Source organism: Neobacillus rhizophilus (assembly GCF_018343535.1).
GTDB lineage: Bacteria > Bacillota > Bacilli > Bacillales > Cytobacillaceae > Neobacillus > Neobacillus rhizophilus.
The window spans coordinates 768,548-782,507 of the sequence record NZ_JAGYPF010000001.1 but is presented as its reverse complement, the minus strand read 5'-3'; the positions used below and the strand labels follow the sequence as shown (position 1 = coordinate 782,507).

The window sequence follows — 13,960 nt, the reverse complement described above, 5'->3', positions numbered from 1 at the left end:
TTATTTATTTTAGTGTGTCTCATCAGGCGCTAATAGCTCTAAAAATTTTTCAAATGGCATTTGGCAGGCTGGGTATTTTTCAAGTAAATCCAGCATTGTAATGCCTTTGTCTACAACGTGAGCCTTATAAGCATCTTCGTTTATAAGTGCTTCTAATTCTTTTTGATGAGGCGGGCATACGGTATGTTCAGCCAGCTCTTGAAGCTGCGGACGGGTAACAATTTCTTCTAAATTAACCGTTAGACTCAGTAAGTCGCTGACACGGACAGGGAAATCTAGTGGCAGCCGGGTCGCAAATTTCGGGTTCCCACTCAAGATAACCTTTGTGTTTGTATCTAATGCGAAGCGGTTAAGAACACGTTCAACCGTCTTAAATGAATTGCGCGTTTTCACAGTCTGGACCGCAGTACCCCCTGAACCATGCTCCGTGGTCTGTACTTCATCGACAAATTGGATTGTCAATGCCTGATTTGATTCTTCTGATTTATTTTCAACTTTAAGCCCTAATGCCTCAAACACATTTGGCCATAATTGTTCATGCCAATCTTCAAACTGTTGATCAAAATCACTGCTTGCGTCACCTTGGCCTTTTGGCGATATTCTGTTGGCACCCTTTTCAGCAAGCTTTTCGTCAATCAAATTAGGAACACTTTGATAAGTGTTCGCCCAGTTCGTATCTCCGCAGCCAAAAACAGCGTAACGAACACCATCGAGCATCTCACCTTCAGACTCTTTCATCCACTTGACAAACTTTCGAGCGTTCTTTGGCGGATTGCCATTATAAGAGGAAGTGACAATTACAGTAACTCCTTCTTTCGGCAATACGCCAACGTATTCATCAAGCGGAGCTATTTCACTTTTGAAACCTTTAAAACGAGCACTTGTTGCCAAATCTTTTGCGATTCCTTCCGCAGTCCCCATATTGGAACCGTATAGAACAAGTAATGGTGTATTATTTCCTATCGAAGAATCGTATTGTTGATTAGCTGATTTTAAGACAGAAGAGCTTTTTTCTTCAGCAGGTACTATAAATGATTCAACAAGACGTTTATCACGCAGTTGGACGCTCATCGTGAAATTTTCAGGCTTAAGCGTCAACGTTTGCTTAATTTTTAATTGATAGTTCGTATGGTCAATTAAGTCAAAGTTTTGCAAAATCATTCCTATTAATAATGTTGCCTCGTGAAGGGCAAACTGCATTCCGATACATGCACGTTGTCCATTGCCGAAAGGTTTATAAGCATCATGCGGTATTTTTTTCGGGTCTTCAAACCGTTCGGGACGAAACTCTTCAGCATCTTCACCCCAAGCTTCTTTGTCGCGGTGCAGCTGAGGGAGGAGAATGGCAACCGTCTGCTTTTTATTTATCTTATATTTTCCTCCAAGAACCAAATCTTCCTTGGCATATAGGGTAAATTGCGGTGCTGTCGGATAAAGCCGTAACGATTCATTTAAAATCATCCGAATATACTTCAGCTCCAAAACTTGTTTAAAGGTTGGAACTGCTCCTGTCAATACACTGTCAACTTCCGCACGGGCTTTTTCCAGGATTTCCGGGTGCTTTAACAGCAGGTAAAGCGTAAAGGACAAAAGACCGCTGGTTGTTTCGTGTCCGGCAATCAGGAAGGTGATGATTTGGTAACGGATATTTTCATCATCGAGCATTTCGCCTGTTTGCGGATCTTTAGCACTTAGCATCCGAGCAAGCAAATCTGTTTCCCCTTGATCACCGCGTTCCTTCCGTTCAGCGATTAGTTTGTCTACCAAGGAAAACATCGCTTGGATGTTCTTTTGGTATTCCTGTCGTTTTTTTACCATGAATTTATCTTGAATCGGGAGACGGGTCCCTTTATGCATGGCTTCATCTAGGGCATTCACCATATTGATAATAAACGGGTCATGCGTCTCACGGTAGAAGCTGTTGAAACGATAGTTAAAGCCGCACAAGCCAATCGTATCAAGCGTAAGTCTGGTCATATCATCCGGTACATCAATACTATCATTTGGATTCAGCCGTGCCCATTTTTGGACGAGCTGGCTTGCTATGTCTACCATCATGGAGTGATACCCTTTCATAGCTGACAGACTAAACGAAGGCATTAGAATGTTATGGGCTTTTTGCCAGTTTGGCTCAGATGTTTTACCTGTAAATAGCCCATCGCCAGCGAATTCGCGGACCTGATGGAGGCCGCCGAGCAAACTTTTATCAAATTTTCCGCTGTTCAGAACCTCGCCGGCCCATTTATGGCCGGAAACAAAAATGGTAGAAAATCCGCCGAAAAATTCCATACGAAAAATCGGACCGTATTTTTCCGCGATTTTCCATAAGGAGAGTGTCGGGGCCTCCTTATCAATCAAAGGCATGTTGCCAAGTGGGCCATACGTTTTCGGCTGCGGTATCGCAGCAATTTCGGAAGTAGACATATTTGTTTTTACAACCTTCCTTTCTCCTCGAGAAATTTAATTTTTAAATAATTTTAAAATAATATTTTAGAAGATTATACCATGTGTATAATACGAATATAAAGCATTTGATGAGTAAATATTCAGACAAATTTCTACATTTTTTTCATTTTTGCTTTTTACGAAAATAGGCTGAAAAACAAACAAATTATTGAAAACGGTTTCAAAAAGGAGTATATTATAAAGAGAGTGAAGTGATATTTTAGAAGATTATAGTGTCCTCTTAAAAGTGGTTGTTGATCAGGTGATATTTTTTTAAAATAATATTTTTGAAGAATTTTTGTTTTAAGAATGAAATTATAGCAGGAATGTAATACAATAACTTTGTAAATGTTATTATATATAATAGGATTCTATTAAAATAGAATGCCTAAATACAAAGGTGAGGTAAGAAAATGGAAGCGAATACAACAAGGGTTGAACAAGACTTCTTAGGAAAAAAAGAAATACCGGAAAATGCTTATTATGGGATTCAAACATTACGGGCCGTTGAAAATTTTCCGATTACAGGATACCGAATCCATGAGGAATTAATTAAGGCATTAGCAATGGTCAAGAAAGCAGCAGCTATTGCTAATATGAATACCAAACGTTTATACAGCGGACTTGGGGAAAAAATCGTTCAGGCAGCCGAGGAGATCATTGAAGGGAAGTGGCATGACGAGTTTATCGTCGACCCAATTCAGGGTGGTGCCGGGACATCCATGAATATGAACGCAAATGAGGTGATCGGCAACCGCGCACTTGAATTGCTGGGACACAAAAAAGGGGATTATAAGCATTTAAGCCCAAATAGCCATGTCAATATGTCACAATCGACAAATGATGCCTTCCCAACGGCAATCCATATTGCAACACTAAATCTATTGAGCAAATTATTAGAGACAATGCAGTACATGCATAGCGTTTTCAAGGCAAAAGCAAAGCAATTTGAAACAGTAATCAAAATGGGCCGAACTCACCTTCAAGATGCTGTACCGATTCGCCTCGGCCAGGAATTTGAAGCGTATTCCCGTGTACTTGAAAGGGATATGAAGAGAATTTCTCAATCGCGGAACCATTTATATGAGGTAAATATGGGGGCAACTGCAGTTGGAACAGGATTAAATGCTGACCCTCAGTATATTGAAGATGTGGTAAAACAGTTGGCCGAAATCAGCGGGCTGCCATTGGTCAATGCGGAGCACCTGGTGGATGCCACCCAGAATACCGATGCCTATACGGAGGTTTCTGCCGCTCTAAAAGTATGTATGATGAATATGTCGAAAATTGCTAACGACCTACGCCTGATGGCTTCGGGACCACGGGCAGGTCTGGCTGAAATTTCACTGCCGGCACGCCAGCCTGGATCTTCCATCATGCCGGGTAAAGTAAACCCAGTTATGCCGGAACTGATTAACCAAATTGCTTTTCAGGTGATTGGCAATGACCATACCATTTGTCTGGCATCGGAAGCAGGGCAGCTTGAGTTAAACGTAATGGAGCCTGTTTTAGTCTTCAATCTGCTGCAATCCATCAGTATCATGAACAATGGTTTCCGCTCATTTACTGACCACTGTTTAGCTGGCATTGAGGCGAATGAAGCTAGATTGAAAGAATATGTTGAAAAGAGTGTCGGCATAATTACCGCAGTAAATCCGCATCTTGGTTATGAAGCAGCGGCAAGAATTGCAAGGGAAGCGACTTTAACAGGGAAATCTGTTCGTGAGTTGTGCCTGCAGCATGATGTTTTAACTGAGGAAGAATTGGATCAAATCCTTAATATTTATGAAATGACAAAACCGGGGATTGCCGGAGCGGCACTTTTAGATCGAGATTAAAACCCAAAGAGCGAACAGTTAGCGAACTGTTCGCTTTTTTTATATTGCGTGCCCAGCAAGCCGTTAATTGCTAATTGGTGAAAGTCCAATCTGAGTAAGTACCAAGACGCTCAGTAGCTGACAGGCAACTGGTGAAGAAACTCTAAGGTTGAAGCCCTGTGACAAAGTAACTCTCTAGCAGAGTGCGAGCAAACTAACAGGTTGTAACATTAAGTGAATCCTGCCGTCTCGTCAAAGGAACCCACCGTCGGTGGCTAAAGAGAAGTCGAGCCTTGAGTATATGGGCGAAGACCATGGAAGGTGTGAAGAACTTGGGAAAGCAGCACCAAGGAATCTCTCGGGGTAAGGGGAGCGACATGTTAGGAAAGTAATTAACGGAACTGGGGATACCCTCCTCGTCACTTTCATACGAAAGTAAAGCAGAAACCTATAAGTGTAAACGAAGTGGTGAATGGATGAGAGGGAGTCGGAGGGGGTCATAGTACCAATGATGACAATGACAACATAACATTGTCTAGGGAAGGACGGCAAAAGCCAATACCCTACTTCGTTCATATGTTGGAAGGAGGTAAGAGTCAGTGAATGCCAAGAAAATGGCTAACTACACCAATAAAGTAAAAGCTCAAGAACTCTGGAAGACGTTATATCTTTGTGCCAAGGAAAACACTAGCCGTAGATTTCATGCTTTATATGACAAAATTTATCGTCCTGATATCCTATGGGAAGCCTGGCAACGTGTGAAACGAAAGAAAGGCAGTGGGGGCGTAGATGGACAATCGATTGTAAATATCGTCGAGGAATACGGAGAGAAGAAGTTCTTGAACGAACTCTACCTAGAGTTGAAAGAGAACAGATATCATCCCAATCCAGTCCTAAGAACCTACATACCAAAGGATGACGGGAAGAAACGTCCATTAGGAATCCCAACCATTAAAGATAGAGTTGCACAAATGGCTACTAAGATGGTTATTGAACCTATTTTTGAGGCTGACTTTCATGATTGCTCATTTGGTTTTCGTCCTAAACGTAATGCTCATCAAGCCATGGCAAAGATACGAAAAGCGAGTAAGAAATGTTTTTGGGTAGTAGACGTCGATATCCAAGGATATTTTGATAACATCAACCAAGATAAATTGATGAAATTGGTCGAACAACGTATCAGTGACCGCAGAGTTCTAAAGCTAATTCGTAAGTGGCTGAAGGCGGGCATCATGGAAGAAGGTAAGATTAGAAATCCGATTTCTGGAACACCGCAAGGTGGTGTTATCTCCCCGCTGTTAGCGAATATCTATTTAAACACAATGGATAAAATTTGGGAGAAGCGATTTAATCATTTAGGTGAACTGGTCAGGTATGCGGATGACTTCGTCATCATGTGCAACACTAAACAACATGCACTTAAAAGCATTAAAGTTATTCAAGCAATAATGGGAAAACTGGACCTTTCAATTAATCGAGATAAATCAAGATTGGTTCATCTTTGGGATGATATAGAGGGTTTTGACTTCTTAGGATTTCATAATAGGAAGTTTCCAATCCGTCGGAAAGGCGGTTACACATTATTTGTGATGTCACACATCCCGAAAAAGAACGCAATGAAGAAAATGCGTGCAAAAATTAAGGCATACACTGAGCCAAGGGCAAAATTGTACATGGATATTCATGACTTGGTGATCGGATTAAACAAGAAACTACAAGGTTTCAAAAATTACTATCTCATATCACTTAATGCAAAGAAATGGCTTAATCGGATTGATTGGTATGTGTTAGAACGCCTAACATTATTCTATAACAAGAAAAGAAATAGTCGTATGAAACATGGGAATTTAATAGACGTACGAAAAGAAATTGGTCATTTATTAGTGAAATTGGCTAGTTAGTCTCCGTAAAGCCAAAGAAAGAAGAACGTCGGAAAGCCGTATGAGGGAAAACTTCACGTACGGTTTGATGAGGAGGAACTGAAAGTAAAAGAGATAGCCGAAAGGCTATCCCTCTGAAATCAGTTTCTTACTCTACTAAAATTGGATGTATTAAGAGAGGTTGTCTAAAAGCTGACAACCTTTCTTTTTTTAACTTGAAGTAAATATTCTGCTGCAATAAAGTAGAAAAATTTAAAAAAAGAGTAATAATTCCGAAAATGGGGGCATCGAGAGTTTTTTATAATAAAGGTAAAAGGAAGAAAGGAGAAAGTGGATGAAGACAAAGATAAAGGGAAGGTATGTCATAGGCTATGACGGGGAAGACCATGTTATCATCGAAAATGCTGAAGTTGTTTATGAACAAGACACTATTATATATGTCGGTAAAAATTACACAGGTGTAATAAATGAAATAATCGATGTAGGGAATGCCGTCATTAGCCCTGGTTTTATTGATTTAAATGCGTTAGGAGATATCGACCATGATATTTTACACCTCGAGGCCAGTACAAACAGACAGAAAAACTTGCTCTGGTCCGCGCAATATATTAAGGACGGATACCATGAAGTGATGACCGCTGAAGAAGAAGCTTTTAAATCTCTTTATGCCTATACGCAGCTAATTCTACACGGGATTACAACGGCGATGCCAATTACGTCAGTCTTTTATAAAAAATGGGCTGAAACATATGAGGAATTAGCAGCAGCTGCAAACCATGCCGGAAACCTTGGGTTAAGAATTTATCTTGGTCCTAGCTATCAATCTGGGATCAGGGTGGTACAACCCGATGGTACTATCAAGCTTTATTTGGATGAAGAAGCCGGTAAAGAGGGATTAAAACGGGCGGTTAGATTTGTGGAGGAATTTGACGGTGCTTTTGATGGGCTAGTTCGGGGCATGCTTGCACCTGAACGGATAGAATGTCAAACAATCGATAGCATGGCACAAACGAAGTATTTTAGCGAGAAGCTGGGAGTTCCAATAAAACTCCATGCGGCACAAGGAACTTTTGAATATCATACCATTGTGGATAAATATGGGGTCACTCCAATTCGCTTCTTATACGACCTTGGCTTCTTAGGGCCCAAAACTGGGATCCCACACGCTCACTATATTGCCGGATATAGTGAAGCGAAAGTTGGTGAAGGGAACGATATCGCACTCCTGCGAGAAACCGGGACGACAGTGATTCATTGTCCGTTAATTATTGGCAGGCACATGTCAGCTTTAGAGTCCTTTGCGATATATAAAAGAGCAGGAATTAATATAGCGCTCGGAACGGATACCTTCCCTCCGGATATTTTCCAGAACATCCGGACCGGAAGCATGTTTTCTCGTTTTATTGAAAAAGAAGTCAAAGATTCAACATACGCTGATTTCTTTAGGGCAGCAACACTCGGTGGTGCTAAATTCCTCGGCAGGGCCGATCTCGGCAGGCTCGCTGTTGGTGCGAAAGCTGATATTATTGCGATTGATTTGGATGGATTTCACATGGGGGTTGTGGATGACCCAATTCGCACGATGGTCGTAGGCGGAACTGGAAGAGATGTGAAATTATCTATCATCAATGGCAGAATTGTCATGAAGGATCAGCAAATTCCAAACGTTAATTTAGAAGAAATTAAATTCAAAGGGCAACAATATTTTAATAAAATGAGAAAGGGATATATGGAAAGAGATTATCAGAAGCTTCCGGAACGACAATTATTTCCAACATCCTTTAGAGTTGTAGAATCTATTAAAAATGAAAGAAAGTAGTAAAGATATTAAAAAAGGAAGTAAAGATATTTGAAATATTATTATCTGAATATTTTTTATAATTAGACAAAGGTTAAACCCTTTTAAAAAATATTCAGGAGGTAAGATTGATGAAGGGAAATAGGGGGGTAGGAAAAATCTTTATCGTCATGTTCATGATGATGGTAATCATGGCAGGTTGTTCTACCAAAAAAGATGTTAGCAGTGACACCAAAAAAAGTGACTCAGCCGCTAAAGAAGGGGGAACTTTGGTCGTTGCGCGCTTATCTGATGCTGAAAATTTGGACCACCATTTTATGTCTACCATTAATGCCGCAAGTATTACTCATCGGAAGATTTATGAGGGTTTAGTTGGCCGTGATAAAAATGCTCAAATAAAGCCATTGCTAGCGGAAAAGTGGGAGCAAAAGGACGATACAACCTGGGAGTTTACCCTAAGAAAAGGTGTAAAGTTCCATGATGGAACCGAATTTAAGGCAAATGCTGTCAAAGCTACCTTTGATCGTTTATTAGACCCAAACGTTGGTTCACCGAGAGCGGTTGTATTTAAAATGGTTAAGGAAGTAAAGGTTATTGATGATTATACCGTACAGTTTATCTTATCTGAGCCGTTCTCTCCGTTACTCTCTATCTTAGCGAGCCATGAAGGTGGTATTATCAATCCAAAAACGATTGAAAAATATGGCAAGAAAATTATCCAAGAGCCAAATGGAACAGGTCCATTTGTATTCGAATCCTGGACACCGGGTCAAGAAATTGTCTTAAAAAAGTACAACGATTATTGGGGAGAAAAAGCAAGGGTGGATAAAGTCGTATTCAAGGTTGTTCCTGAAGAAACGACAAGAATATCGATGCTTGAAACGGGAGAAGCTCATATAGCTGAACCGCTTTCCGTACCGATGATGGATACAGTAAAAACTTCAAAGGCTGTCGATGTTTACCGTAGTGAAGGATATGGAACAGAGTATATTGGTTTTAATGTTCAGAAGAAACCTTTTAACGATGTTCGTGTTCGAAAGGCTATATCCTACGCTGTTGAAATGGATTCCATTATTAAAGGTGTATATAACAATGTTGGGAAAAGAGCGAATTCCTTATTGGGCTCTAAAGTATTTGGCTACAATGATACAATGAAGGCCTCTGAATATAATTTAAATGAAGCGAAAAAGCTGCTTGCAGAAGCAGGCTATTCGAATGGATTGGAAATAACTCTTAAAACAATGGATAGCAAAGAGCGAATCAATATGGCCGAAGTTCTTCAATCTCAATTAAAAGGGATCGGCGTTAAGGTTAATATTCAAGTATTGGAATATGGAACATTTGTAGAGCAAGTAAACAAAGGTGATTCAGAAATGTTTATTATCAGCTGGAGAAATGCTACTGGAGATGCTGATTATAATCAATATAATCTTTTCCATACAAGTTCCCAAGGTGGGGCAGGAAACACCTTTTTCTACAGCAACAAAGAGGTTGATAGTTTAATTGAAGCAGCTAGAAGAGAAAAGGATCAAGAAAAACGCAAGGAGCTTTATGCACAATCACAAGAATTAGAAATGAAGGATGTAGTGTATATTCCAGTCCGTGTGATAGAAAACCTAGCAGCTGTCTCAAAAAATGTAGAAGGCTTTGCGATAAGCCCGTCAGGCTATTTAGAAATAAACGATGTATCTATTAAATAACTTTAAGGCAGATAAAAGGGATATCTCTGTGGGGTACCCCCTTTTATCTTTTGCTCTGAAAAGAAAGGAAGTTAGAGAATGAATAGAAGTTTTTGGTTAAAGAATGTTCGTTTGGAAACAGGTTACATTAAAGAGAACGGAAGAGTTGTAGGGACACAAACAGGGCTATTTCAGTTATTAATTGAAAATGGCAAGATTACGACAATAATCGATGCATCAGAGACACTCTTGAATGAATTACCCGTGATGAACGCGGAAGGCCTGCTTCTCATCCCATCCTTTGTTGAAAAGCATGTTCATTTAGACAAAACCTATATGGGAGATCGCTGGAGGGCCTGTATACCAGCATCAGGTGTGATTGAACGATGTGAAATAGAAAAAAATATTCTTACTTCTATATCATCCAGCACGAAGGATCGTGCGGAAGCACTGCTTGAGGTGTTATTATCTTATGGCTCGACTCATGTCAGAACGCACGTGGATATTTATCCAGAAGTAAGCTTGCAGAATTTAGAAGGAGTAAAACTAGCTTTAGAAACGTATTCGCATAAATTAAGTTCCGAAATTGTAGCCTTTGCCCAGCACGGCTTGCTACGGCCTGGGACAGTTGAACTCGTTAAAGAAGCATTAAGAAATGGTGCCGGAATTGTGGGTGCTGTCGACCCTGCAACTGTTGATAATAATATCGAAGCATCATTAGTACAGTTAATGGATTTGGCAGTTGAGGCAAATGCCGATATCGATTTGCATTTACACGACCCTGGACACTTAGGAACCTTCACGATGAAACGGCTAGCCTATTTAACGAAGCAGGCAGGCTGGGAGGGAAGAGTTGCCATAAGCCATGCATTTGGCCTTGGAGATGTTTCGCAGGGAGAGGCCGTAGAAATGGCTGAGATTTTAAAGGATGCAGGAATATCGATTGTGACCAGCCTGCCAATCGGCCGCAACATACCTCCTGTTCCGCTTCTTACTGAATTTGGAGTAGAAGTGGCTGTGGGGAATGATAATATCTTTGATTCATGGTGGCCAACTGGTAACGGGGATGTACTTGAAAGAGTGGGCAGATTAGTAGAAAGAAGCCGCTGGACAAATGAAGTTTCCTTAGGGCAAGCACTTAAATATATTACCGGCGGTTTAACACCGTTGGACAAAGAAGGTAATCAGATTTGGCCAAAACCAGGGAATACCGCCAATATGATTCTGGTTGAAGCGAGCTGCTCGGCCGAAGCTGTTGCAAGAAGAGCCAAGCGGAAAGCGGTTTTTTATAATGGAAACATCGTATCTGGCTCACTTTAAAACACAAAATGAAACATAACAAAAAGGGGATGACACGGTCATCCCCTTTTTGCAGTTCCTGGAAAATACTTTACCGCTTTTATTGTCCGAAAGTTCACCCAATTGAAGACCCCATCCAAATAGAGAAAAAATGTCCTTTTTTCCAGGTTCTTGCTTCAGGTTGTGTTGGTAATAGGTCATGGCTTAACATGGATAAATCTTCGAATAGGGATTGTGATTGTCCCAATGCAGCTCCCTCCAAAAGTCGTAAAATACCTAAGATTTTATAGGTGCTTTTTTTAAAATGTATACAAACAAACAGATGACACCCGATATAGCAAAGCTAATCCAAATCGCTTTCAGGTCATTGGTAAATGGAATCAATAAGAAGCCCCCCGCTGCTCCAATCAATGAGGAATATGGTATGACCACGGGAATGGGCTTGCTGCTAAGAATGATGTACAGCATTGGAATAATTATCGAGGCATAAATATTTCCGAAAAAGAACAATAATTTCAATGGATTCGGCGTAAGAATACTGACTATTACTAGCAAACACACACAAACTATTCCAGAAAAAATATAGGAGTATTTCCATCTTTCATGATTCGTTAATGGCCGAAACAATTCCAACACATTTTTTACAAACAAGGTAGTAGTTGCGTGCAATTCAGCATTTATCGCAGAAGAAATTGCGCTAAAACAAAATAATACAAATAAAATAATCAGCATTGTGGACTGAATCTTGTCAACTAATTCAAACAAAAGCGAATATATATTCTTATAGCTTCTACCGAACATAATAATCATTAATAAAGATGATAAGGCAAGAGGGATGGTTGCCCAGATCCCCCCCGCTAAAGAAAAGGTCATTGTTACTTTTTCTTTTTGAATTATAAATACTCTTTGCCAGGTGGCACGGTCCATCATAATCTGTCCAAAGAAGATTAAAAGGGCGGTAAATATAAACCATATCGCATCCATATTTTTGAAGTATAAAATATAGGGATGGTAAAGCTTTATTCCGTCATATACTGGATGAACCCCTGCTTGAATATAAAAATAGACAGGAATCAGGAGGACTGCGCCAAATATTAAAGCTACATTAACGCCGGAAAACTGATGAATTCGCTGCATTCCGCTTACTCCACCAACAAAAAAACAAAAGCCCATAAACAGAATCATCCCGATAAATACGGGAATAGGGAAAATAATATGTATGAGAATCCCTGCACCCATTGCTTGAATAAAAAGCGAATAAAAGCTCGTAACCAAAAGAATAAACATTATATACCAATATCCGCTAGGAGTCAGCTTTTGCCGCATCACATCCCCAATCGTTTGTTCATTGTGAAAATTGTTTCGGATTTTTTTTGCTAAAAATCCAAATAAGACAAGAGCAAGAGCCCCCATTAACGAATAACCAATGGCACCGGTTATTCCGTATTTTACTAGTGTTTCAGGTGCAGAAAGTATCGTATTTCCGGTAATCCAGCGTGCCAATAAGCTAACAACTCCAAAGCTTACTCCTAATTTTACAGCACCACTAATGTAAAATTGATAATCCTTCCTATTCAACGCAATGTCTCCTTCAGTCGATAGTCACGTGGGGAATATCCAGTTATTTTACGGAAAATTTGACTAAAATAATGCTGACTGTTAAATCCACATCTGTCTGAAATAGTATTAATACTTAGTTCTGGATTTTCTATTAACATTCTCTGAGCTTCCTTTAATCGATAGTCATTTAAATATTCTGAAAACCCCATCCCAACTTCCTCATGAAATTTTCTGCTAAAATAAGCTGGATTTATATGAATTTTCGAAGCCAAATAATTCAATGTCAATTTCTCACTATATTCTTGGTGAATAATTTGCAGGGCGTTCATGATTGGTTCAGAGTAACGTCCTATACGTTCGTATCTTTTTAACACTTCAAGTAATTCATCTTCAATAACCGGCTTAGTAATGTAATCAACAACCCCAAGTCGTATCGAAGTTTGAGCATATTCAAAATTTTGAAAAGCTGTTACCATAATGATATCCATTTTATGAGAACGAGTTAGTTCCGCGGCTAATTCTAATCCTGATTTTCCCGGAAGCTGAATATCCAAAAAGGCAAGCATGATATCATGTTGTTTCAGAATTTGAACAGCCTGGGATGCATCTTGTGCTTTGAAAAATTTCCATGTTGGAAATCTTTTTTGGATTAAGTATTCAAGCTGCTCTAACTCTAGCGGCTCATCATCAACTAACATGATATTCATAATCGTTTATCTCCTTGATTTTCGTTCTTATTTACATATGGAAAAACAGCCAAAACGTTGGTTTTATCATTTAAAGATGTTAATTGAATAGAAGTATGTTCAGGTGAAAATAAAAGCTCCAGTCTTTTGGCGATATTCTCTAATCCCAGTCCCCCCTTATGAGGCTGGTCTTCATGTTTTTCACTGGAACTGTTCCATACCGTTACATGTACATACTTCTCTTTCTTCTCAACAATTATTTTTAAGAACGCTTCTCCAGCATATTTTTCAAATGAATGCTTAAATGCATTCTCCACAAATGTCTGGATTAAAAATGGGATAATAACGGCCTGTCCAACAGAAGGATCCATAGCGATTTCATAATGGAGTCTGTCCCGAAACCTTATCTTTTGAATTTCCAAGTAATATTTAATATAAGTCAGTTCATCATTGATCGTTATAAAGGGAGAATTCGTTTGATACTTAAATTTAAGCAGCCTTGAAAGAGCTTCAATAGAACGTATTAATTCAGTTTTACGTTCGAGCCTTGCCAAACTTAATATGGAATTCAATGTGTTAAAAAGGAAATGCGGCTGTATTTCCTGATTTAATTGATTATATAGGGCAGTTTGAAGTTCTCTTTGCAACGCAATTTCCCGTGTTTGTTTTTCCAAAAGGTCAATCCGTTTTTCGAAGATGAATAAAAACAGCAGTGTGAATGCACCTAATAAAGGTGCAAGCACACAAAACATAATATAAAGGGAGAAAGCATCCATCGAAAGCATATAAAGTGATT

9 protein-coding genes are annotated in these 13,960 nt (G+C 39.5%); 5 read left to right on the top strand and 4 right to left on the bottom strand.

Going from position 1 to position 13,960, the window contains the following annotated elements:
- Positions 1 to 9: 9 nt before the first annotated feature.
- Positions 10 to 2,424 carry a cytochrome P450 gene (locus KHA99_RS03685; RefSeq protein WP_213116061.1) on the bottom strand — a complete coding sequence of 805 codons (2,415 nt, stop codon included), beginning with the start codon at positions 2,422 to 2,424 and terminating at the stop codon, positions 10 to 12.
- A gap of 434 nt (positions 2,425 to 2,858) precedes the next feature.
- On the opposite strand from KHA99_RS03685, the gene aspA reads away from it, so the two are divergent.
- From aspA to KHA99_RS03660, 5 genes are all read left to right on the top strand, one after another.
- On the top strand, positions 2,859 to 4,283 hold the full coding sequence (gene aspA, locus KHA99_RS03680) for an aspartate ammonia-lyase (RefSeq protein WP_213116060.1): 1,425 nt from the start codon (positions 2,859 to 2,861) through the stop codon (positions 4,281 to 4,283).
- 578 nt (positions 4,284 to 4,861) lie between these two features.
- Positions 4,862 to 6,163: a group II intron reverse transcriptase/maturase gene (gene ltrA / locus KHA99_RS03675; protein WP_213116059.1), complete on the top strand. Its 1,302-nt coding sequence runs from the start codon at positions 4,862 to 4,864 to the stop codon at positions 6,161 to 6,163.
- A gap of 313 nt (positions 6,164 to 6,476) precedes the next feature.
- Positions 6,477 to 7,961, top strand: a complete 1,485-nt coding sequence (locus KHA99_RS03670; protein WP_213116058.1) for an amidohydrolase family protein — start codon at positions 6,477 to 6,479, stop codon at positions 7,959 to 7,961.
- 110 nt (positions 7,962 to 8,071) lie between these two features.
- Positions 8,072 to 9,640: a glutathione ABC transporter substrate-binding protein gene (locus KHA99_RS03665; protein WP_213116057.1), complete on the top strand. Its 1,569-nt coding sequence runs from the start codon at positions 8,072 to 8,074 to the stop codon at positions 9,638 to 9,640.
- Positions 9,641 to 9,718: 78 nt separating this feature from the next.
- Complete coding sequence (locus tag KHA99_RS03660) at positions 9,719 to 10,939, top strand: amidohydrolase (protein ID WP_213116056.1); 1,221 nt, start codon at positions 9,719 to 9,721, stop codon at positions 10,937 to 10,939.
- Positions 10,940 to 11,194: 255 nt separating this feature from the next.
- On the opposite strand, the gene KHA99_RS03655 is transcribed toward KHA99_RS03660, so the two are convergent.
- Genes KHA99_RS03655 through KHA99_RS03645 form a run of 3 tightly spaced genes read right to left on the bottom strand, consistent with a single transcriptional unit; the run spans position 11,195 to position 13,949 of the window.
- The gene (locus KHA99_RS03655; RefSeq protein ID WP_213116055.1) at positions 11,195 to 12,496 is read right to left on the bottom strand and encodes an SLC5/6 family protein; all 1,302 of its coding nucleotides are present in this window, start codon (positions 12,494 to 12,496) and stop codon (positions 11,195 to 11,197) included.
- Complete coding sequence (locus KHA99_RS03650; RefSeq protein WP_213116054.1) at positions 12,493 to 13,185, bottom strand: response regulator transcription factor; 693 nt, start codon at positions 13,183 to 13,185, stop codon at positions 12,493 to 12,495. The genes KHA99_RS03655 and KHA99_RS03650 overlap by 4 nt, the downstream gene beginning before the upstream one ends.
- Positions 13,182 to 13,949 carry a sensor histidine kinase gene (locus tag KHA99_RS03645; protein ID WP_213116053.1) on the bottom strand — a complete coding sequence of 256 codons (768 nt, stop codon included), beginning with the start codon at positions 13,947 to 13,949 and terminating at the stop codon, positions 13,182 to 13,184. Before KHA99_RS03645 ends, KHA99_RS03650 begins: the two co-directional genes overlap by 4 nt.
- Positions 13,950 to 13,960 lie beyond the last annotated feature (11 nt).